This is a genomic window from Streptomyces sp. SirexAA-E (assembly GCF_000177195.2).
Lineage (GTDB): Bacteria > Actinomycetota > Actinomycetes > Streptomycetales > Streptomycetaceae > Streptomyces > Streptomyces flavovirens.
Genome location: NC_015953.1, coordinates 7,311,332 through 7,332,875 on the forward strand (window position 1 = coordinate 7,311,332; position 21,544 = coordinate 7,332,875).

At 71.6% G+C, this 21,544-nt stretch carries 20 protein-coding genes; 10 read left to right on the forward strand and 10 right to left on the reverse strand.

The genetic code is table 11. The annotated features are described in order from the left end of the window. Positions 1–38: 38 nt before the first annotated feature. Together ctaD and SACTE_RS32020 are read left to right on the forward strand one after the other, a co-directional pair. The gene (gene ctaD, locus SACTE_RS32015; protein ID WP_014050176.1) at positions 39–1,769 is read left to right on the forward strand and encodes a cytochrome c oxidase subunit I; all 1,731 of its coding nucleotides are present in this window, start codon (positions 39–41) and stop codon (positions 1,767–1,769) included. 40 nt (positions 1,770–1,809) lie between these two features. Further along, a complete protein-coding gene (locus SACTE_RS32020) occupies positions 1,810–2,151 on the forward strand; it encodes a hypothetical protein (protein ID WP_014050177.1) in 342 nt (113 codons plus the stop codon). Between the two features lie 84 nt (positions 2,152–2,235). Here the strand turns inward: SACTE_RS32020 and SACTE_RS32025 are convergent, their stop codons facing one another. From SACTE_RS32025 to SACTE_RS32035, 3 genes are all read right to left on the reverse strand, one after another. Further along, on the reverse strand, positions 2,236–3,993 hold the full coding sequence (locus SACTE_RS32025) for an FUSC family protein (protein WP_014050178.1): 1,758 nt from the start codon (positions 3,991–3,993) through the stop codon (positions 2,236–2,238). A 240-nt stretch (positions 3,994–4,233) separates the two neighbouring features. Continuing rightward, positions 4,234–5,817: a sigma-70 family RNA polymerase sigma factor gene (locus SACTE_RS32030; protein ID WP_014050179.1), complete on the reverse strand. Its 1,584-nt coding sequence runs from the start codon at positions 5,815–5,817 to the stop codon at positions 4,234–4,236. 223 nt (positions 5,818–6,040) lie between these two features. Then, on the reverse strand, positions 6,041–6,235 hold the full coding sequence (locus SACTE_RS32035; protein ID WP_014050180.1) for an antitoxin: 195 nt from the start codon (positions 6,233–6,235) through the stop codon (positions 6,041–6,043). Positions 6,236–6,633: 398 nt separating this feature from the next. Between SACTE_RS32035 and SACTE_RS32040 the strand changes: the two genes are divergently transcribed. Then, positions 6,634–7,953 (forward strand): FAD-binding protein, encoded by a 1,320-nt coding sequence (locus SACTE_RS32040; protein ID WP_176724346.1) that lies wholly within the window; start codon positions 6,634–6,636, stop codon positions 7,951–7,953. A 61-nt stretch (positions 7,954–8,014) separates the two neighbouring features. Here SACTE_RS32040 and SACTE_RS32045 read toward each other — a convergent pair whose 3' ends face one another. The 3 genes from SACTE_RS32045 to SACTE_RS32055 form a co-directional block, all read right to left on the reverse strand. Continuing rightward, a complete protein-coding gene (locus tag SACTE_RS32045; RefSeq protein WP_106707983.1) occupies positions 8,015–9,004 on the reverse strand; it encodes an MASE1 domain-containing protein in 990 nt (329 codons plus the stop codon). A 69-nt stretch (positions 9,005–9,073) separates the two neighbouring features. Further along, positions 9,074–9,907: a PP2C family protein-serine/threonine phosphatase gene (locus SACTE_RS32050; protein ID WP_014050183.1), complete on the reverse strand. Its 834-nt coding sequence runs from the start codon at positions 9,905–9,907 to the stop codon at positions 9,074–9,076. A gap of 72 nt (positions 9,908–9,979) precedes the next feature. Further along, a complete protein-coding gene (locus SACTE_RS32055; RefSeq protein WP_014050184.1) occupies positions 9,980–10,459 on the reverse strand; it encodes a MarR family transcriptional regulator in 480 nt (159 codons plus the stop codon). Between the two features lie 110 nt (positions 10,460–10,569). On the opposite strand from SACTE_RS32055, the gene SACTE_RS32060 reads away from it, so the two are divergent. From SACTE_RS32060 to SACTE_RS32070, 3 genes are all read left to right on the forward strand, one after another. Continuing rightward, a complete protein-coding gene (locus SACTE_RS32060) occupies positions 10,570–10,980 on the forward strand; it encodes an organic hydroperoxide resistance protein (RefSeq protein WP_014050185.1) in 411 nt (136 codons plus the stop codon). Positions 10,981–11,195: 215 nt separating this feature from the next. Further along, positions 11,196–11,357: a hypothetical protein gene (locus SACTE_RS33835; RefSeq protein WP_019993716.1), complete on the forward strand. Its 162-nt coding sequence runs from the start codon at positions 11,196–11,198 to the stop codon at positions 11,355–11,357. A gap of 78 nt (positions 11,358–11,435) precedes the next feature. Beyond that, complete coding sequence (locus SACTE_RS32070) at positions 11,436–12,074, forward strand: SGNH/GDSL hydrolase family protein (protein WP_014050187.1); 639 nt, start codon at positions 11,436–11,438, stop codon at positions 12,072–12,074. A gap of 63 nt (positions 12,075–12,137) precedes the next feature. On the opposite strand, the gene SACTE_RS32075 is transcribed toward SACTE_RS32070, so the two are convergent. After that, a complete protein-coding gene (locus SACTE_RS32075) occupies positions 12,138–12,653 on the reverse strand; it encodes an ATP-binding protein (protein WP_014050188.1) in 516 nt (171 codons plus the stop codon). Between the two features lie 223 nt (positions 12,654–12,876). Here SACTE_RS32075 and SACTE_RS32080 point away from each other — a divergent pair, with 223 nt between their 5' ends. Beyond that, positions 12,877–13,113: a DUF397 domain-containing protein gene (locus tag SACTE_RS32080; protein ID WP_014050189.1), complete on the forward strand. Its 237-nt coding sequence runs from the start codon at positions 12,877–12,879 to the stop codon at positions 13,111–13,113. An 88-nt stretch (positions 13,114–13,201) separates the two neighbouring features. After that, entirely contained in the window at positions 13,202–14,110 is a 909-nt protein-coding gene (locus tag SACTE_RS32085; protein ID WP_014050190.1) for a helix-turn-helix transcriptional regulator, read from the forward strand. Between the two features lie 39 nt (positions 14,111–14,149). On the opposite strand, the gene SACTE_RS32090 is transcribed toward SACTE_RS32085, so the two are convergent. Then, complete coding sequence (locus tag SACTE_RS32090; RefSeq protein ID WP_014050191.1) at positions 14,150–14,965, reverse strand: SAM-dependent methyltransferase; 816 nt, start codon at positions 14,963–14,965, stop codon at positions 14,150–14,152. Positions 14,966–15,351: 386 nt separating this feature from the next. On the opposite strand from SACTE_RS32090, the gene hemC reads away from it, so the two are divergent. Further along, a complete protein-coding gene (hemC, locus tag SACTE_RS32095; protein WP_014050192.1) occupies positions 15,352–16,287 on the forward strand; it encodes a hydroxymethylbilane synthase in 936 nt (311 codons plus the stop codon). Positions 16,288–16,703: 416 nt separating this feature from the next. Next, positions 16,704–17,900, forward strand: coding sequence for an MFS transporter (locus SACTE_RS32100; RefSeq protein WP_014050193.1), 1,197 nt, complete (start codon positions 16,704–16,706; stop codon positions 17,898–17,900). A gap of 52 nt (positions 17,901–17,952) precedes the next feature. On the opposite strand, the gene SACTE_RS32105 is transcribed toward SACTE_RS32100, so the two are convergent. Beyond that, positions 17,953–19,695 (reverse strand): hypothetical protein, encoded by a 1,743-nt coding sequence (locus SACTE_RS32105; RefSeq protein WP_014050194.1) that lies wholly within the window; start codon positions 19,693–19,695, stop codon positions 17,953–17,955. Next, positions 19,692–21,536: an NAD(P)/FAD-dependent oxidoreductase gene (locus SACTE_RS32110; protein WP_014050195.1), complete on the reverse strand. Its 1,845-nt coding sequence runs from the start codon at positions 21,534–21,536 to the stop codon at positions 19,692–19,694. Before SACTE_RS32110 ends, SACTE_RS32105 begins: the two co-directional genes overlap by 4 nt. Between the last annotated feature and the right edge of the window lie 8 nt (positions 21,537–21,544).

Consider the following 21,544-nt stretch of genomic DNA (forward strand, 5'->3'; position numbering starts at 1 on the left):
GCGAGTCAGCAACGGCCGTCGACCGAAGGAGTGCCGCAGTGACGACGAGGGGCCCCTCAGAATCGGTGGAAGCCGATGACGCCTACCAGGACGAGATGCCCGTTCGGGCGAGGCAGCCGGGGAACGTGGTCATCAAGTGGCTCACCACCACCGACCACAAGACGATCGGGACGCTCTACCTGTCCACGTCGTTCGCGTTCTTCCTTCTCGGCGGTGTACTGGCCCTCGTGATGCGCGCCGAGCTGGCCCGCCCCGGCACGCAGATCGTGTCGAACGAGCAGTTCAACCAGGCGTTCACGATCCACGGCACGATCATGCTGCTGATGTTCGCGACGCCGCTGTTCAACGGCTTCGCGAACTGGATCATGCCGCTCCAGATCGGCGCGCCCGACGTGGCGTTCCCGCGGCTGAACATGTTCGCCTACTGGCTGTACCTCTTCGGCTCGCTCATCGCGGTGGCCGGCTTCCTCACCCCGCAGGGTGCGGCCGACTTCGGCTGGTTCGCCTACTCCCCGCTCACCGACGTCGTCCACTCGCCCGGCGTCGGAAGCGACCTGTGGATCATGGGTCTGGCCTTCTCCGGCTTCGGCACGATCCTCGGCTCGGTCAACTTCATCACCACGATCATCTGCATGCGCGCCCCCGGCATGACGATGTTCCGCATGCCGATCTTCACCTGGAACGTGCTGCTGACCGGTGTCCTGGTCCTGCTCGCCTTCCCCGTCCTGGCCGGCGCGCTGCTCGCGCTGGAGGTCGACCGTAAGTTCGGCGCACACATCTTCGACGCGTCGAACGGCGGCGCATTGCTGTGGCAACACCTCTTCTGGTTCTTCGGTCACCCGGAGGTGTACATCATCGCGCTGCCGTTCTTCGGAATCGTCTCGGAGATCATTCCGGTCTTCAGCCGGAAGCCGATCTTCGGTTATGTGGGTCTCATCAGTGCCACGATCGCCATCGCCGGTCTTTCCGTGACCGTCTGGGCGCACCACATGTATGTGACGGGCGGGGTACTCCTACCGTTCTTCTCGTTCATGACCTTCCTGATCGCGGTACCGACCGGTGTGAAGTTCTTCAACTGGATCGGCACGATGTGGAAGGGGTCGTTGTCCTTCGAGACACCGATGCTCTGGTCCGTCGGCTTCCTGGTCACCTTCCTCTTCGGTGGTCTGACCGGCGTGATCCTGGCCTCGCCGCCGCTCGACTTCCAGGTGTCCGACTCGTACTTCGTCGTGGCGCACTTCCACTACGTGGTGTTCGGCACCGTGGTCTTCGCGATGTTCGCCGGATTCCACTTCTGGTGGCCGAAGTTCACCGGCAAGATGCTGGACGAGCGGCTCGGCAAGATGACCTTCTGGACGCTGTTCGTGGGCTTCCACGGCACGTTCCTCGTACAGCACTGGCTGGGCGCCGAAGGCATGCCCCGCCGATACGCGGACTACCTGGCCGCCGACGGCTTCACCGCACTGAACACCGTCTCCTCGATCTCCTCGTTCCTGCTCGGCCTGTCGATGCTCCCCTTCCTGTACAACGTGTGGAAGACCGGCAAGTACGGCAAGAAGGTCGAGGTGGACGACCCGTGGGGCTACGGCCGTTCGCTCGAATGGGCGACGTCCTGCCCGCCCCCGCGGCACAACTTCCTCACGCTGCCGCGCATCCGCTCGGAATCCCCCGCGTTCGATCTGCACTACCCCTCGGTTCGCGCCCTCGACGACGCGGCCACCCGCCCGCACGAGTCCGTGACGGTGGCCCCCGGGGACAAGCAGGCGTGAGATCCGAGCCGGGACGACGGACCCAGGAGAGGAGGACTGCGTGAAACCCGACAACGAGAGTGCCCGCGGCCTGGCCCAGGTGGAGGGCTATCTGCTCTGGAACGCCGAGGTCGAGGAGGCCCGCCGCCGGGCGGGCCGCTTCACCGAACAGCTGCCCTGGCTCACCACCGCCCAGCGTGAGGACGTCGAACGCGTCTACGTGAAGGACCGGGTTGACCTCTGCCGGGAGTCGCTCACCAGGATCGCCGACCGTGCCGTCGAACTGCGGGGCGAATACACCGAGCGCTACGAACGGCTCAGGGCCCGCTGCGTGGCGGCCTCCGTCCTGACCGTCGGAGCGGTGAGCGGCACCTGCACCGCCCTCACCCTGATCAGCCGCTGACCGTCGCCCCGGGGCACTCGGAAGCCGTCCGTGGCCCCGGGGCGGCCGTGCACCTCGCCGCCCCCGGGGGCGTGTCGGCCGGCCTCATCCGGCCGGCACGGCGAGGCGGACCGCCGCGCGGGCCCGGTCGAGCTCGGACAGCTGCGCGGCGAGCCGCTCCGCGTGCGACGCGGGCAACCGAGCGGACCGGTGGTCCAGCTCCACCGCGCAAGCCGTCGTCGTGTCGACGAGCCGTTCCACGGCACATGCCACGCCCTCGGCACCCGCCGAGTGCCGCGCCACCGCGGGCAGCTCCGCGGCCGACACCTCGATCGCCGTTCGGGCCGCGGCCAGCGAACGGTAGGCGTCACGCCGCAGCTCGCCCCGGCCCGTGTCGTCCCCCGGGGCGTTCAGCACATGCCCCAGGTAGCGGTGCGCGGCCGCCACCGCCACGTCCAGAGCCGCCCGTACGCGGTGGCCGCGCCGACCGGGCAACGGAAGATGGCCCACCAGCAGCACCGTCGCACAGGCCAGCAGCGACTCCACGACCCGCCCCCAGGTGGCGGAAGGCTCCCCGCCCAGCACGACCAGGCTCAGCACGAGGACGGTCACGACCGCCGTCTGCACCGCGAAGTGACGGGTGGCCACCGGCAGCAGGGCCCCGCACAGCACGACCGCCCCGGCCGGCAGCACCGAACCGGCCGGCAACAGCACCAGCACGGCGAAGACCGCCGCACCCGCCACCGTGCCCGCCGCCCGGCACAGCACCCGGGACGCCAACGGCCCCAGATCCGGCTTGACCAGGAACACGGTGGTCGCCGGCAGCCAGTACCAGTGCGTGTGGTGCAGCCACTGAGCCACGAACGTACTCGCCGCACAGCACACCGCGACCCGCAGGCCGTACTCCCGCCCCGCGGCGCTCAGGGCCCCGGCCGGCAGCGAGATGTGACCGGGCGTCCGGTGCGGACGACGTATCACCCCCGACGGGCGGTCGAAGACCGCGGCGGCACCCAGCAGCGCGTCGTCCAGGGCGCGCAGCCCGGCATCCGTACGCGCCGGGGCGGGCAGCGCCCCGCAGGGGCCGCCCGCGCGGACAGCGTCCGCAAGCCTGCGCGGCCCTTCCACGACCCGGTCCGGCAACGGGGCACCCGCCCACGCCAGCGCGGTCGCCGCCTCCGCCAGCGGGAAGGCCGCCGCATACCGCGCGTGCAGCCGCCGTTCCGCCGCGGAGCTCGCGTGGCGCCGCAACCAAGGGCCCGACAGCGCGTCCTGCGCCCGGTCCAGGGCGGCGCTCAGCGCCGACCGCGCACCCAGAGCCCCCGGGCCGCCCGCCGCCCCCAGCAGACGGCCGACCGCCTCGTACACCGCGGCGACCGCCTCGCGCTCCCCGTCGAGCCGGAACGGGCCCGTGCCCCGCCGCCCCGGGGACGGCAGCACCAGACGGATCAGCAGCAGCCAGCCCGCACCGGCAAGGAAGAGCAGCGCGCGCACCGGGCCCGGGTCGGGTGACGGCATGCCCGCCCCTATCACGGCGGCGACCAGCACCTGGGTACCGCACGCCGAGGCGACCGGCCCCGTCGAGCTCACCGCCCCGGCGGCCAGCCCCAGCACCCCGAACACCAGCGGAAGCAGCAGCAGGGAACGGCCGGGCCCGGCCGCCGCGGCGAGCAGGGAGCCGAACAGCAGACCCGCACCACCGGCCAGCGCCGGAGCACCCAGCCGGGCGACCGCCGCGCGCCTGCCGCCCGGACGGTCGTTGATGCCGGCCAGCATCGCACCCAGCGCGGCGGGGACACCCGACGCCGGGCGGTCGGCGGCCACCGCCACCAGCAGGGGCAGCGAGGCCAGGGCCCCGCGCAGCACCGCGTTCCACGGAACAGGGCCGCGCTGGGCCCGCAGTACATGAGCGAGCCACGGGGGAGGGGAAGGCAGGGCTGTGAGGAAAGCGGGTGGTGGCACCGGGCTCCCGTCCGCGCAGGGAAGTCGTCTTCTCGCCGGCGGACGCCTTCGGCCTGTGGGCGTGGCCCCAGCCTAGTCCCCGTACATGGAGGCAGTGCTACCCGATCATTTCCGCCGCGTGACGGTCCGGCCGGTCCGGTCCGGTCACAGGGCGGCACCGAAGTTCTGGGTCCAGACCGGGCCACCGGAGGAGTCCTGCCTGCCCACACCGATCTCCTTGAACGCGCAGTTGAGGATGTTCGCGCGGTGGCCGGGGCTGTTCATCCAGGACTCCATCACCGCGGCCGGGGTGGTCTGCCCCTTCGCGATGTTCTCTCCGTACGTGCTCCAGCGGTACCCGGCCGCGGTGATGCGGTCCCCGGGGTCGGTGCCGTCCGGCGAGGTGTGCGAGAAGTAGTCCCGTTCCGCCATGTCCGCCGAGTGCCGGGAAGCCGCCGTGTCCAGAAGGCTGTTACCACTCACCGGCTCGCAGCCCTCCTTGGCACGCTCGGAGTTGACCAGCGCCGTGACCTCCTCGGCCACCGAGGCGGGAGCCTGCTTCGTGGGCGAGGGTACCGATGGGGCCGACGGCCGGGAGGACGGCGGCCGCCTCGTCGGGGTCGCCTCGGGTGTGGGGGAGGCGCTGCGGGACCTCGGCGGGGACGCACTCGGCGACGGGGAGGCGGACGTGGGCGCCGGTGACGGCGAGGCCGAGGCGGAGATCGACGGGGACACGGGCGGGGCCGCCGCGTCCGCCGGGCCGGCGAGGGACTCCACGGCCGAGGCCGGGCCCTCGTCCGTGTCGTCCGTGTAGAGGTGCACCGCCGTACCGCCGCCGCCCAGCGTCCCGACCGCGACCAGCGCGGCCACCACGGTGTTCCGGCGGCGCCGGCGTGCCCGGCCCCGGCGCCGCTCGGCCCGGCCGGGACCGGAGGTGTGCGTCACGTCGGACACCGGGAGGAAGTCCGCCGGCCGGACGGACGCCGACGCCACGGGCGGAACCAGGACGAGACCCGCGAGCAGGCCCTCCGCGGGGACCAGGCCGGACCGGTGTCCGGAACAGACCGTGCAGTCCCGGGCGTGACGGGCCAGGCGCTTGCGCCAGAGCGCCGACGGAACGCCGTCCCAGGAAGCGGTGAGGTCCTCCAGCAGGACACAGCGTGGATGCGCCGCCAGCGCCCGCACCACCACACGTGACGCGTCCAGCTGCGCCTTCATCCGCTGCACCCGCACCGCGGTGTGCTGCGGGGACAGCTCCAGCGCTCGGGCGACCTCGTTGCGGGTCAGTTCCCCGGCAGTCTCCAGCCACCACAGCGACAGCAGGTCGCGGTCGTCGTCGTCCAGCCACCGGGTGGCCTCGGCGGTCTCACGGCGCTGTCCCGTCAGACCGAGCCGGACGATGGTCAGCTCGACGAAGTCGGCCGACGGATCGACCACGTCCTGCGCCTCCGGTATCCGGTCGGCGGATATCTCGCCGGTCCGGCGCTCACGCCAGTGACGGCGTATCTCGTTCATCGTGATGGCCACGAACCAGGACCGGAAGCTCTCCGGGGCGCGCAGGCCGGGCAGCCCCCGGAGCATGCGCAGCACACTCTCCTGCACCACGTCGTCGACGTCCGCGTGACCGTTCAGCGCCCGGCCGACGATGTTGTAGGCCAGCGGAAGGTACGACGAGACAAGCCGCTCCTGGGCCTGCTCGTCCCCCTGCTGCGCCGCCTTGATCAACGCCGTCTCGCGTGTCTCGCCCATGCTGTGCTCACTCTTCCGGGGTCCTGTTCCGTCACTTCCCACACTCGGGAGACGTGGTGCGGCGGGGACGATAACAGGAATCGGCCGGGTCACCACCGGTCAGGCCCGGGGAGCATCGAGGCGGGCGACGCGCCGGAGCCCGTGGCAGCGGTCGCTGCCACGGGCTCCGCACGCGGGAAAGGCGGCACCCGGCGGCCCAGGTGCCGCCGGGTGCCACGCGGTCTCAGGAACGCGGTCGCCTGTCCTGGTCCCCGTCCGCACCGAACTGCTGCTTGAGCTTGTCCTGACCGGTCTTGACCTGCTTGCCGTACTTGCCGTGCGTCCGGTCGTCGACCATGTCACCGGCCTTGTCGACGCCCTTCCCGGCCTTGTCCTCATGGCCCTTGAGCATGCTCTTGATCTTGTCCATCGCGGACATGGATGTCCTCCTCGGCTCGGCGTCCCCCTCAGTCCAGGGTCACCGCACACGGCCGACTCCGCATCCGCGCCCGGCCCCTTCCGCGGAAGGGATGTGTGAAGGGCGTCCGGATGGGCAGATACCGCATGACACAGGAGGGGGTGGTGGCCATGGGCCGCATCCAGATCGTCCGACGTCCGCAGCCTCCCACGGGGCCGCCTCCGCTCGACCTGCGCACACCGTCGGGACGTCCCCTGCCGTACTGAGTCCACGGCGACCAGCACCCACGAGACGGCCCCGCGGGCCGGTCCCGGCCCCGTCCAGCCGGGCCGGGGCAGCCCGCGGGGCCGTGTGGCCGTGTGGCCGGTGGCGCACGGGCCCTGGGGAGGACCGCCCCGCGGAGCGTAAGCTCGGTGGACATGATCGATCACTCGGCGCACGCCCCGTCGGCCGTCGGACAGAACTGGGCCCGCAACATCACCTTCGCCGCCCGGCGGCTCCACACGCCGGCCTCGGTCGCCGAACTCCAGGAGATCGTGGCGACCGGGAGCGCGATACGGGCCCTGGGCACCGGACACTCCTTCAACACGGTGGCCGACACCGAGGGTGAACTGGTCTCGGTCGCCGGACTGCCCCGAGTCGTCGAGATCGACCCGTCCGCGCGCACCGCCACGGTCAGCGCCGGGCTCCGCTTCGGGGAGTTCACCGGCGAACTGCACCGCAACGGGTTGGCCCTGCACAACCTGGGCTCACTGCCCCACATCTCGGTGGCCGGCGCCTGTGCCACCGGCACCCACGGATCAGGCGTGACCAACCGAGCCCTGGCCGGTGCCGTCCGTGCCCTGGAAATCGTCACGGCGGACGGCGCCCTGGCGAAGGTCGGCCGCGGCGACGCGGACTTCCCCGGAGCCGTGGTCTCCCTGGGAGCGCTGGGCGTGGTGACCAGGGTCACCCTGGACCTCGTGCCCGCCTTCGAGATCCGGCAATGGGTGTACGAGGGCCTGCCGCAGGACCAGCTCCTGGGCCGGTTCGACGAGGTGATGTCCGAGGCCTACAGCGTCAGCCTCTTCACCAGCTGGCGCGACGACCCGATCGACCAGGTCTGGCTCAAGCGGCGGACCGGCGCGAGCGCCCCCGGCACAGCACCACGCAGATGGCTCGGGGCGACGCTCGCCGAGGGACCGAGGCACCCCGTCCCCGGGATGCCGGCCCGGCACTGCACCGAGCAGGAGGGCACCCCGGGTCCCTGGCACGCCAGGCTGCCCCACTTCCGCCTCGAGTTCACCCCGAGCAACGGCGACGAGCTGCAGTCCGAGTACTTCGTCGACCGGAGTGACGCCGCGGCCGCGTACCAGGCCCTGGACCGCATCCGCGAGCAGATCGCGCCGCTGCTGCAGATCGGTGAGATCCGTACGGTGGCCGCCGACGACCTGTGGCTGAGCCCGGCCCAGGGACGCGACAGCGTGGCGTTCCACTTCACCTGGGTGCCCGACGGTGCGGCCGTCGCCCCCGTCGTCGCCGCGGTCGAGGAGGCGCTGGCGCCGTTCGCGGCCCGGCCGCACTGGGGCAAGGTCTTCAGCACTCCGCCCGGCACCCTGCGCGGTCTGTACGACCACTACGCCGACTTCGAGCGGCTGACCGAGCGCTGGGATCCCAGGGGGACCTTCCGCAACGACTTCCTGGCGCGCCACTTCCCGCGTGCCGCCGGTGGACCGGAGGACGACGGGGCCGCCGGCTGAGCCTCGCGGGAGTTCAGAGGGTCACCCGGCCGTCCACCCCGGGCCGTTCGACCCGGTTCGTTCACCCCGGCCCGGCCGAGCCGTCGGCCCGGCCCTCGGCGTCCGGGCGTGGCGCGAGTTCCTCGACCAGGGCCGCGAGTTCCTCGCACGCCAGCTCGGTCTCCCGCCGGATGTTGTTGTGCTCGGTGACGATCGCGCCGAGCAGCAGCGCGGTGAGCGCCACACAGCCGTTGAGGATGCTGAGGTTGAGCATCACCTCCAGCACGGTGTGGCCGGCGAACGGCCCCACCCGGCCCGTCCCGGCGATGATCGCCATCACCGACATCAGCAGCGCGCAGGGTGCGCTGCCGGCCAGCTGGAAGCGCAGGGCTGCCCAGACGAGCACGGGGAAGAGCAGATAGATCATGGAGAGCGGGCTCCTGGTGGCCACGATCGCGACCCCCACCGCGACGACGGCGAGGGCCGATGCCTCCATCCACCGGTCGCCGACCCGGGGCAGCCGGGCCTTGCGCAGCACGAGCAGCAGGGGGGTGACCATGAGGACCCCCATGGCGTCACCGGCCCACCACGCCGACCAGACCTGCCAGAAATGGCGCGAGTCGAGGTCGCCGCTGAGTACCAGCGTGAGCGCACCGACCGTCGCGCTGACCAGCATGCCTCCCATCGCGCCCAGGAAGACCAGCACGACGCCGTCGCGAAGGCGGTCGAGCTCTCGCCGGAAACCCACCGCCCGCAGGGCGAGATAGGCGCACAGCGGGGCCAGCGTGTTGGCCGCGGCGATTCCGGCGCCGGAAGCGCTGAGGCTGCCGCCGAGGGTGACGACGGTGAGCAGCGCGCCCAGCGCGATGCCCGGCCAGACACAGGCGCCCAGGTACAACAGGGCCGCCAGCGAGATCCCCGTGGGCGGCCAGAGCGGTGTGACGACCGAGCCCTCCACGCTCACCTGTCTGAGCAGGCCGAGCCGTCCGGAGAGGTAGTAGGCGGCGGTGATGCCCAGCATCCGCAGCACGGCTACGGCGGCCCGGTGTCTGGTTTCCTGGCTGCGGATCACGCGTCTCATCAGACACCGCCCGCGGGAGCGGGCGGACGTGACACGCGCGGCCGGGCCCCGCGGCACGCGTCACCCGTGGTCGCGGGGCGTCACCTCGTGGCACAGGACCAGCACGGCGGCGTCGTCCTCGTGCCCGGTCAGCACGGCCGCCCGGAGCACCCTGTCGGCCAGCTCCTCGGCGGTGGCACCGGTGTGGGCGCTGACCAGACGCCGGACCTCTTCGAGCCCGTCGCCGATCGACAGCGAGGGCCCTTCGATCACCCCGTCGGTGAGCAGCACGAACACGCCGTCGACGTCCAGGGTTCGCCGGGTGACCGGATAGCGCTGCCCGGTCTCGATGCCGAGAGGAAGGCCCCCGGCGTCCGAGGTGATGCCCGAGCGGCCGTCGGCCGTCGCCCACACACCGGCCACATGGCCGGCGCGCGCACCGGCCAGTTCCCGTGTCACCGGGTCCAGCCGGAAGAAGGAGGAGGTGGCGAAGAGGCTGGAGTCCATCGAGAGGATCAGGTCGTTGGTGCGGGCCATCACCTCGCCGGGATCGGCCGCCGTACTGGCGACTGCCCGCATCGCGATCCGGATCTGCCCCATGAAGGCGGCCGCCTCGACGTCGTGGCCCTGGACGTCGCCGATGGCGAGGCCGAGTGCTCCGTCGGGCAGCAGGAACGCGTCGTACCAGTCGCCGCCGATGTCCAGCCCGTCGCGCGCGGGGGCGTAGCGGGCGGCGGTCCGGATGCCGGGGAAGGAGGGCAGCGCGGCGGGCAGCATCTTTCCCTGCAGGGCCTGGGCCAGCTCGACGCGGGCCTGGTGCAGCCCCACTTCCTGCCTGGCGCGTGCCGTGAGGTGCTGCAAGGTGCTGAGCAGTTCCTCGGCGCTCGCCGACCGGGGTGTTCGACGCCGGTTCATGGGCCGCTCCGCGGTGCGTTCGTTCCTGGCATCGTATTTCGGGCCGGTGCGCGGGGCGAGTGCTGCGGTCCCTCAGACCGCCCGGGACAGGGACTCGGTGAGCCGCCCGAGGGTCTCCTGGAGGGCCAGGACCTCCTCGACCGACATGCCGGTGGCCCGGAGGATCGCGCGCGGTACGGGCAGGGCGCGCACCCGCAGCTCCGTACCGGAGTCCGTGAGGTGGACGGTGACCGACCGTTCGTCCTGGGTGCTCCGCTCGCGTCGGACCAGGCCCGCCGACTCGAGCCTCTTGAGCAGCGGGGACAGGGTGCCGGAGTCCAGGTGCAGCTGTGCCCCGATGGTCTTGACCGGCAGCGGGCCGTGCTCCCACAGCACCATCATCGCGAGGTACTGGGGGTAGGTGAGGCCCAGGTCCCGCAGTGCCTCGCGGTAGACGCCGCCGAACGCGCGCGAGGCCGCCTGCAGGGAGAAGCAGACCTGGTGGTCCAGGCGCAGGAGCTCGGTGTCGGGCAGCTCCGCGGGCTCGGGGGAGGGGGCCGGTGATGACGTCATACGAACCAGCGTAGCGGGTGACCCCTCATTTGGTTGTGTGCAACTAAGTTGTGTGCAATGCTTCTGGTGGTGGCCGACTCGGCGGTCACCCTGACGGGAAGGTCAATGACATGGACGCGCTGTACACCGCTGCCGCCACCGCGAACGGCCGCGAGGGCCGGGCCGTGAGCTCGGACGGCCGGATCGACCTCGCGCTCGCCCTGCCGCCCGCCCTGGGCGGCAACGGCGAGGGGACCAACCCGGAGCAGCTCTTCGCCGCCGGGTACGCGGCCTGTTTCGCCAGTGCGATGAGCTCGGTCGCCCGGGAGATGAAGGTCGACACCAAGGACGTCGCCGTGACGGCGGAGGTCTCGATCGGCAAGGACGGCGACGGCTTCGGTCTGGCCGTCGTCATGCGGGTCGAGCTGCCGCAGGAGCTCGAGGGCGAGACGGGCCTCCGGCTCGTCGAGGCCACGCACGCCTACTGCCCCTACTCCAAGGCCACTCGTGGCAACATCGACGTCGAGCTCGTGATCGAATAGCCGCTGCCCGTCCCGGCCCGAGGTGGAGGAGTCGGGGCGAACGCGCCCCGGACCCGCGGTGCCCCATTCGGTGACCGGCGCCCCGGCTTCCGGCTCTCCGGAGGAGGGGCGGACCCTTTTTCCGGTCCGCCCCTCCTGGACGGTCGGTCAACGCGTACACTCGGCTCCCGTTTCCGCTGATTGGCGGGCATGGACCGATGGATGGGCATTTCGACGTGAGTTTCGCAGACAAAACCGAAGCACCGATCTACGCCGGCCTCGTGGAGGAGCAGGGAGACGTCCCGGCCGAGGTGCGGCGGGTGGCCGAGGAGACCCTGCGGGAGGTGGACCGCGCACTCGACTTCAGCGCGGTGCGCCCCCCGGCCACCCTCCGGTAGTCGCGGAGCCCGCCACCGTCACGTCCTGGCCGCCGGGCACCCGGGTCCGGCAGGCGCCCTCACGTTCAGGAGCACCGCGTGACCCTCACCCTGCGTGGCGTGGAGACCGTCCTCTTCCAGGGGGACAGCATCACCGAAGGCGGCCGCCTCTCGGACCCCCGGAAACCGCTGGGCAACGGCTACCCCTCGATGGTGGCCGACCTGGTGCGTGGAGGCCGGTCCGGCAGCGGCATCACGTTCGTCAACCGGGCCGTCGGTGGTGACCGGGTGGCGGACCTCCGCGACCGGTGGCAGGCGGACACCCTCGGAGTGGAGCCCGCGCCGGACGTGGTGTCCGTCCTCGTCGGTGTGAACGACACCTGGTTCCACTACGAGGCGGGCGAGACCACCTCGCCGCGCGCCTACGAGGACGGCTACCGCGACCTGCTGGCCCAGGTCCGCGACCGTCTGGACGCCCAGCTGGTGCTCGTCGAGCCCTTCCTGGTCCCCGTGACGGCCGAGCAGTGGACGTGGCGCGAGGACCTCGACCCGCGCATCCACGCCGTCCGCCGGCTGGCAGAGGAGTTCGACGCCGCGCTGCTGGCGGCGGACGGGCTGCTCAACCAGGCCGCACGCGCCGCGGGCGGGCCCGAGCACATCGCAGGTGACGGGATCCACCCGACTCCGTTGGGGCACACGCTGCTGGCTCAGGCCTGGCTGGCGCTGACGAAGGCGTAGGAGTGGCCGCGGAGCCCGCCGGAGCGGTGAACCGCTTCCGGCCGCCTCCGCTGTCCCGGGTCCTCAGATCACGGGCACCCTGGCCCACACGGTCTTGCCCGGGCCGGCGGGGGCCCATCCCCATGAACTGCTCAGTGCGTCGATGATGCGGAGTCCCCGGCCGCGTTCCAGGAACCCCTCGTCCGTGCGCAGCACCGGCGCGTCCGGACTCGGATCGTTCACCGCGCAGACGAGCGCGCCTTCCTGACGGGCGAGACCCAGCCACGCCGTCGGTCGGCTCACGGGCCGTCCGGCCGTCGGTAGCGCGTGGCAGACCGCGTTGCTCGCCAATTCGTCCGCGACCAGCGTCATGTCGTCCGCACAGGAGGCGGACTCCAGCCCCCACCGTTCCAGCGAGGCGCGGACGAACGCCCGGGCCCGCCGCAGCGTCTCCGGATCCCCGTCCAGGCCGTGCGTGGCGAACCCGGCGGAGGCGATGCCGAGATCCCGCGCCCATCTCTCCCGCGGTACGCCGTCGTTTTCGGCCAGATCCGCGCAGCGGGTCGCTGCTCCGGGACGGGATGCGTTCTCCGCGTGCATGAGCGCTGCTCACCCTTCGGTGAAAGACCGGTTGGTGGTGCCGAGTTCGTGTGCCGTGGCGGCCGGACGGGCACTAGTATCCTCGCCGTCCGCGCATCCGTGCAATTGCATCCGGAATTGCACCCTGTGGTGTGAGCAGGAAACACCTGTTCACACCCCGGCACGGTCCCCGGCCCGCGCGCCGGGGGATGTTCCTGTCAACTGCCTCGAAGGAATGGACCGCATGCAGCACATCGACAACGGTGTCCCCGCCGGCTCCCTGCCGGGAGTCGAGTGGGTGAAGAGCCATCACAGCAATCCGAGCGGGAACTGCGTCGAGATGGCGCTCCTCCCCGGCGGAGACGTGGCCGTACGCAACTCCCGGTACCCAGAGGGCCCGGCGCTCGTGTACACGAGCGCGGAGGTGAGCGCCTTCCTCGCCGGGGTCAGGGACGGTGACTTCGACCGCATGATCGGCTGAAAGCGGACCGCACGTGCGTGCGTGAGCGCACCTCTCGGCGGCTCCTGATGGCACACTGGCGTCCTGACGCCCGCCATCAGGAGCCCGCATGCCCGGCATCGAACCGCTGCAGCCGTCACGGAAGCCCACGCTCGCCCCGGCCACCGGGGCAAGTCCCACCGCGCTGCGGCTCGTTCTGGGCGCCCAGCTCCGGAGGATGCGTACGGAGGCGGGCATCACACCCGATGTCGCGGCCACCCGCATCCGCTGCTCCACGGCGAAGATCAGCCGGATGGAGACAGGTCACTCACCGTGCAAGGAACGCGATGCGGCGGACCTGCTCGCGCTCTACGGTGTCACCGAACCGGACCGGACGGCCGAGTTCATCGACCTGGTGCGCAAGGCGGGGGAGCGCGGCTGGTGGCGTTCGTACGCCGACGTCCTGCCGGACTGGTTCGAGCCCCTCGTAGGTCTGGAGGAGGCCGCCGCGTCCATCCGGACCTACGAGAGCCACTACATCCCGGGTCTTCTGCAGACGTACGACTACGCCCACGCCGTGGTGCGTTCCGGGCACGCCCTCGAACCGGAGGAGACCACCCGGCGACGGGTGGAGCTGCGCATGAAGCGCCAGGAGCTGCTGAGCCGCAGCGACGCGCCCAAGCTCTGGGTCCTGCTGGACGAAGCGGTCCTGATGCGCCCGACGGGCGGTGCCCGGGTGATGAGTGAGCAGCTCGCCCACCTGCTGGACATGACCGAACTGCCCCACGTGATCGTGCAGGTGGCACCCTTCGAGGTCACCGCCCACACGTCACCGGGCAACGGCATCACCTATCTGCGGTTCGCGATGAGCCAGCTCCCCGACGTCGCCTACATCGAGCACCTGACCAACGCCACGTCCGTGAACAAGCAGGAGAGCACGGACGAGTACCGCTGGATCCTCGACTCGCTCAGCGCCCAGTCCCCGAGCCCCGTCGCGAGCAGGAAGCTGCTGAGACAGGCGCTCGAGCGTTACAGCTGAGCGCCGGCGCGGGCCGCCCTCACGACGCGCGGGCCTTCTTCACCACTTGCGGCCGACGCCGCCGTACTCGATCCACTCACGGGTGGCCTGCTTCGGCGTCAGGTCCGAGTCCGGCCGCCACGTGGAGACCTCGACCAGGCCGGGCTCCAGCACTTCGAGCCCTTCCAGGAAGACGTGCACGTCCTCAGGCCGGCGCACCCGCCCCCACTGGTCGTTGGTGCTCTTCGCCATGAAGTCGGTGACGAAGTCACGGGTTTCCTTGTCCTCGCTGACGAGCTGGCACACGACCAGGAAGCTCCCGGGCGCCAGCCGGTCCGCGACCCGGCGCACCAGCCCGGCGGGATCGTCCTTGTCGGGGATGCAGTGCAGCACCGAGACGAACAGCGCCGCCACCGGCTCGTCGAAGTCGATGAGCCGGACCGTCTCCGGGTGCCCGAGGATCCCGTCCGTGTCGCGCATGTCGGCCTGGATGACCGCGGTCCTGTCGTTCTCCTCGAGTATCGCCTTGCCGTGCGCCAGGACGATGGGGTCGTTGTCGATGTAGACGACCCGGGCTTCGGGATCGACGCGCTGGGCGACCTCGTGGACGTTGTCCTGGGTCGGCAGGCCGGATCCGTGGTCGATGAACTGGCGGATCCCGTACTCGGACGCGAGATGGCGCACGACACGGCGCAGGAACCGGCGGTTGTTCACCGCCAGGACCTTCGTACTCGGCACACGCTCCAGCAGCTGCTCGCTGGCGACTCGGTCGGAGGGGTAGTTGTCCTTGCCGCCCAGGTAGTAGTCGTACATCCGCGCCACGCTCGGCACGTTCACGTCGATGTTCTTCGGAATGGAGGTGTCCCCGTTGCTCATCCAGCCCTCGCCCGTTCAAAGATTCGTAGCCGTGAGGGGCCATGCTAGGGACCTGATCGTGGAGCGGACAGCCCTCCAAGGGGTGAGGCCGGGCCTACGGCGGTGAATCGGCCACCTCGGCAGGACGGCTGCCGTGGGCCCGACACGGGGCACGCGCGGTTCTGCGTGGACGCCGATGTCCCGGTTCTTCCGGGAAAGGAGCTGGTCCACGGGGTGGACGGCCGGTGGCGGACCCTCTTCCGGCCGTGCCGGTGCTCAGGGTGGGGAACGACCGCCCGGCAGGCCCCCGTTCAAAGCGGCCGGAAATCGACTGACATCCGGCGGGAGCCGCCCGTTCCGCGTGGCACACGACCGGCCCGCGGGCCCGGCGCACTATCGTGGGAACCATGTCCGTCCCTGAGCTGATCCGCATCGTCTCCCGTGACTCGCCCATGGCACTGGCGCAGGTGGAGCGCGTCCGGAACGAACTGGCGGCCCGGTACCCGGCCCTCCGCACGGAGGTGGTCCCGGTCAGGACGACCGGCGACACCTGGCTGGGCGACCTCTCCCAGGTCGAGGGCAAGGGGGCCTTCACCAAGGAGGTCGACGCCGCCCTCCTCGCGGGGGAGGCCGATCTGGCCGTGCACTGCGTCAAGGACATCCCCGCGGACCGGCCGCTGCCTGCCGGTACGACGTTCGCCGCCTTCCTGGAGCGGGACGACATCCGCGACGCGCTCGTCCACCCGGACGGCCTGACCCTCGACGAACTGCCCCCGGGCTCCCGCATCGGCACCTCTTCCGTCCGCCGGACCGCGCAACTCGCCGCCTCCCACCCTGAGCTGCGGTGCGTCCCGTTCCGGGGCAACGCCAACCGGCGGCTCGCCAAGCTCGCCGCGGGTGAGGTCGACGCCCTGCTGCTCGCCGTGTCGGGGCTCCGGCGCATCGGGCGCCCCGACGTCATCAGCGACATCCTCGGCCCCGAGACGATGATCCCGCCCATCGGGGCCGGGGTCCTCGCCCTGCAGTGCCGCCAAGACGACACCGCCACCATCGACGCCGTCGCCGCCCTCAACCACCCGGCGACCTACCGGGAGATCACGGCCGAGCGCATGTTCCTGCACGTGCTCCAGGGCCACTGCAACTCCCCGATCGCCGGTTACGCCACGTCGCACCGCAACGGGGACCTCTCGCTGCGCGGCTGCGTGTTCACTCCGGACGGCAAGACGGTCCTCAACGCACACGAGTGGGCGGGGCCCCTCGACCCGGCGACCCTCGGCACCTCGGTGGCCGTCACCCTCCTCCGGCAGGGCGCCCGCGAACTGATCGACGGCATCGCCCACTGAACGGGCGGGCACCGGGCGCGGGAACGCTCCTTGTGGGATCAAGGGCACGGTGCGCGTCCGGGGTGGAGACGTCCCCGCCGCCGGTGTCACGCCCGCCGCCCTGCCTCCCGGGCCACGCGCTCCAGCCGGGCACGGTACGCCGCCCACCACGCCGAGTCACCCGGCGGCCTACCGTCGTTGCCCCTGTTCATCCCCACGGTCCGTCCCTGAGCTCCCGGAGGATGTCGGCATGGACGGCGTGCCGCCACCCTCGTAGCGATGACTCCGAGGTCACGGCCCTCCGCCTGCGTGGCGGATCACCTCGCCGACCGCGGAAGCGCCGAGGCGGGCAGGCGGCGAGCGGCACCGCCGCCACCCGGGCTGCTCCGGCACGCCGGACCGGCCTGACACGGCACCGGCGGGTTACGGTCGACCGCATGAACGGTGACCGCGATCGCCGAGGGTGGCTCCCCAGTTGTCTCGCCGGAGCGGTCTTCGCCGTGTGCATGGCCGGAACCACCCTGCCGACCCCCCTCTACGGCCTCTACCAGGACGCGTTCGGCTTCTCCGAACTCATGGTGACCGTCGTGTACGCCGTGTACGCCTTCGGCGTCATCGGTGTGCTGCTGCTGGCCGGCAACGCCTCCGACGCCGTGGGCCGGCGCCCCGTGCTCCTGTGGGGCCTCGGATGCGCGGCGCTGAGTGCCATCTGTTTCCTGTGCGCCACCTCGCTGGGCTGGCTGTACGCGGGCCGACTGCTGTCGGGCCTGTCCGCCGGACTGTTCACCGGGGCGGCCACCGCGTACGTCATGGAGCTGGCACCCGGCAAGGGGTCGTCCCGGGCCTCACTCGTCGCGACAGCCGCCAACATGGGCGGCCTGGGCTGCGGTCCGCTGCTCGCAGGCATCCTCGCGCAGTACGCCCCCTGGCCGCTGTACCTGCCCTTCGCCGTGCACCTCGCCCTCCTGGCCGGTTCCGCCGTCGTCCTGCTGGGCCTGCGGGAGACGGTCCGGGAGCGGAGGCCCCTGAAGACCGTCCGACCGCAGCGGCCCGCGCTGCCACCCGAGGTACGTGCGGTGTTCCGCCCCGCCGCCCTCGCCTCGTTCGTAGGGTTCGCCCTGTTCGGCGTGTTCACCTCGGTCAGCCCCACGTTCCTGACGGAGTCCCTGGACGTGGGGGACCACGCCGTGAGCGGGCTGGTCGTCGCGCTCGCCTTCTTCGCCTCCATCGCCGGGCAGTCGGCGGTCGGCCGGTTCGGCGTGCGACACTCGCTGCCGCTGGGCTGCGTCTGCCTGCTGGCCGGGCTGGCGCTGCTCGCGGGGGCACTGGGGTGGGAACAGCTGTGGCTGGTCGTGCTGAGCGCGGTCGTCGGCGGTACGGGCCAAGGGCTGGCGTTCCGCGGGGCGCTGTCCGCGGTGGCGGCGGCGTCCCCCGCGGACCGGCGTGCGGCGGTCATCTCCACACTGTTCGTCGTGGCGTACGTCGGCATCTCCCTGCCCGTCATCGGTGTCGGAGTCCTCTCCGGCCCGATGGGTCTCGAAGGCGCCGGACTGGTGTTCATCGCCTGCATGGCCGCCCTGGTGACCTCCGCCGCCGTCTACCTGCTCCGGCGTCCCGCGAGCACGGACACGTGAGCGTGGCCGGGCGCGCCCGTACAGGCGCGCCCGGCCGTCGGTGGGACGCCCGTCAGCGGGGCCCGGAGGGGATGACCCGCAGCACCGTCCCCTCGCCGTTGCCCGAGAGGACGAGAGAACCGTCCGGTGCGGCGGCGATTCCCGCGAACCGGCGGGCCAGTCCGGGCAGACCGTGCGTGAACAGTTCGGCCTCCTCCTCCGGCAGACCGGCCCCGAGTCCGGGAGGCGCCCCGACCGGGAGATCCTCGGCCTCGGTCCAGCTCGCCGACGTGTGCGGGGAGAGCGCGCGCAGCCTGCGTCGCCCCGTCTCCACCACGTACAGCACGTCCCCGAGGACCGCCAGGCCCTGCGGCGCGTCGAGTCCGTCGGCGATCACGGTCGTCGTCCCGTCCGCCTCGACCCGGAGCACCGTGCCCGCCCGCTCGTCACTGACGTAGACCCGGCCCTCCGCGTCGAGGGCCACGTCCACCGGGCGGTCGAGACTCTCGGCGAGCACGGTGACCGTGTCGTCCTTCCCGACGGCCAGGACACGGCCGCCCCCCGTCTCGGCGACGACGAGCGATCCGGCCGGATCCACCGTGACACCCATGGGCCGACTCAGCCCGCTCACCCGCGTGCGCAGGCTCCTGGGCCCCGGGTCGTAGGTGCGGACGTCCCCGAACTGCGAGGTGAGGTGCAGGACCTCGCCGTCCGCCACGATGCCGTGGACGAAGGGCGCCAGGAGATGGCTCGTCACCTCTTCCTGCCCGGAGACCTCGCCACGGTCCTCCACCGGTGCGCTCGCGTGCGCGGCCGGGGCGGACACCGGCGGGCCGGCGACGCGGTAGTGGTCGGCCGCGTACACCGTGCCGCCGAGGTCGACCGTGATCCCGTACGGGCCGTCGAACCCGCGGGGCAGGATCGACCGGGTCCGTCCGTCCGGACTCATCTCGGTGATGCCGCCACTGGCGTAGCTGGAGACGAACATCCGGTTCTCCGCGTCGAACGCGGCGTTGTCCAGCCCGACCACACCGCTGACGACCTGGGTACGGGAACCCGAGCCGTGCAGATCCACACGGGTCACGATGCCCTCCGGGCCCATGGACAGCACATGCAGCACACCGCCCCGGTCGAAGCGGACCGCGACCGGCCGGTCCACCCGGTCAGCGACCATCTCGGGCACCCCGCCGTCCGGCGGGATGCGCCAGACCTGACCGGTGACCATGTGCGGGTAGTACAGATAGCCGTCCGGGCCCCGCTGCATCGCGTTGCCCAGGGCGAGTCCCTCGGTGAGGACGACCGGTGCACCGCCGTCCGGGAAGAGTTCCAGCAGCCTGCCGTCGGCCTTCATCTCGTTGACGAACAGCCGGTCGCCGATACAGGTGATGCCGTTGGGGTTCTTCAGCCCGTCGCACACCAGTGAGTACGCGCCCTGGGGGCTGCGCCGCCAGACGCGTCCCGGGACCAGATCGGCGATGTACATCGAACCGTCCGCGCCGAACGCCAGGTCGTCCGGTGACCGGACCGGCCCGTCCGAGGCCACGACCACGTCGAGGTCGCCCCCGGCCAGATCGACCGCGCTGATCCGTCCGCCCAGGAACTCCGCGACGTACAGCCGCCCGTCCGGACCGAACGCGATGCCGTTGGACCCCCAGAGAGGGTTGGCCGGATTGAGCCGCTCGACCGCCCGGCGGTCGGCCGGGACACCGGGCAGGCGCTCCTTCGAGGGGCCGGGACCGGACAGGTGCCCGGTACCGTCGTCGTACCTGCTGGGGTACGTGGCCGCCTGCCCGATCGCCTCGCCGAGCCCGCTCACTCCGACTCCGCCTGGACCAGGACGTCGTCCAGGCCCTTGCCCGCGCGCCAGTTCCTCAGCAGTTCGTGGAAGGCCACGGGGCCGTCGCCGAACGACTCGCTGCGAGCCCGGGGCTTGCCCTCGTTGTTGTAGTAACCCGGGGTGCACTCCGCGTGGAACGTGTGCAGGCTCGCCGCCTTACGGCGGATGGTCGCCACCCACTCCTCCTGCGCCTCGGTCGTCGGCTCGATCCACCGGGCGTTGCGCTCGTGCGACCGGGCGACGACCTCGGCGACGTGTGTGGCCTGCTCGTCCAGGATGTGCACGTAGTTGACGGAGCTGGCGTTCTGCAGCGGTCCGAGCTGGAAGAAGTTCGGGAAGCCGTGGCTGTAGAACCCGTGCAGCGTTTTCGGGCCGCCGCTCCAGGACTCCAGCAGGGAGACACCGCCCCGGCCGTACACCGGGAGTTTCCCGGCCAGCACACCGGAGACGCCGACCTCGAACCCGGTGGCGAAGATGATGCAGTCGACCTCGTACTCCACTCCGCCCACCACGACGGCGTTGTGCGTGATGCGTTCGACGCCGTGGCTGTCCGCGGTGTCGACGAGGGTCACGTCGGGCCTGTTGAAGGTCTGCAGATAGGTGTCGCTGAAGGTGGGCCGCTTGCACATGTAGCGGTACCAGGGCTTGAGCTTCTCGGCGGTCGCGGGGTCCTCCACCAAGGTGTCCACGCGGGAGCGGATCTCGTTCATCTTCTGGAAGTCGGCCAGCTCGTAGGCGCGTTCCCGCTCCTCGGCGGGGACGTCGGCGTAGCTGTTGGTGGGGATGAGCTTCTCCTGGAGGCGGGCCGTGCTCGTCCAGGCGTCGTCCACCAGGTCCTCGTCGACGGTGCCGCCGGTGACGACCTTCAGGAAGTTGTCCATCCGGCGGCGCTGCCAGCCCGGCTTCAGGGACGCCGCCCACTCGGGGTCGGTGGGGCGGTTGGCGCGTACGTCCACGGACGAGGGGGTGCGCTGGAACACGTACAGGTGCTGGGCGTCTGCGCCGAGGTGCGGGACGACCTGGATGGCGGTCGCGCCGGTGCCGATGAGCGCCACACGCTTGTCCGCCAGTCCGGTGAGGCCGCCGTTCTGGTCGCCGCCGGTGTAGTCGTAGTCCCACCGGCTGGTGTGGAAGGTGTGGCCCTTGAAGCTCTCGATGCCCGGAATGCCCGGCAGCTTCGCCTGGCTGAGCGTCCCGCTGGAGATCACCACGTAGCGTGCCCGTATGCGGTCCCCCCGGTCGGTGCTCACCGTCCACTGATTCGCGGCGTCGTCCCAGCGCAGTTCGGTGGCCTCGGTCTGGAAGCAGGCGTCGCGGTACAGGCCGAAGTGCTCCGCGACGGCCCGGGCGTGCTCGCGGATCTCCTCGCCCGGGGCGTACTTCCACTTCGGGACGTAACCGACCTCCTCCAGCAGGGGCATGTAGGTGTAGGAATCGATGTCGCAGTGGATGCCCGGGTAGCGGTTCCAGTACCAGGTCCCGCCGAAGTCCCCGCCCTTCTCGATCACCCGGACCGACTCGACGCCGGCCTGGCGCAGTCGGGCCCCGGCGAGGAGCCCCCCGAACCCGCCTCCGATGATGACCGCGTCGACCCGGTCGTGCAGGGGCTCCCGGGTGAAGTCCGCGTCGGCGTGGGGGTCGGCGTCGTAGTAGCCGAACTCACCGCTGGCGGACAGGTACTGGGCGCTGCCGTCGGGCCGGATCCTGCGGTCGCGTTCGATGCGGTACTTCGTTCGGACGGCGTCGAGGTCGAAGCCGAGGTCCGGCGTGTCCGGACCGGTGGGGGTGGGGGAGGTGGGGGAGGTGCGGGGGGCGGGCATACGTGGCC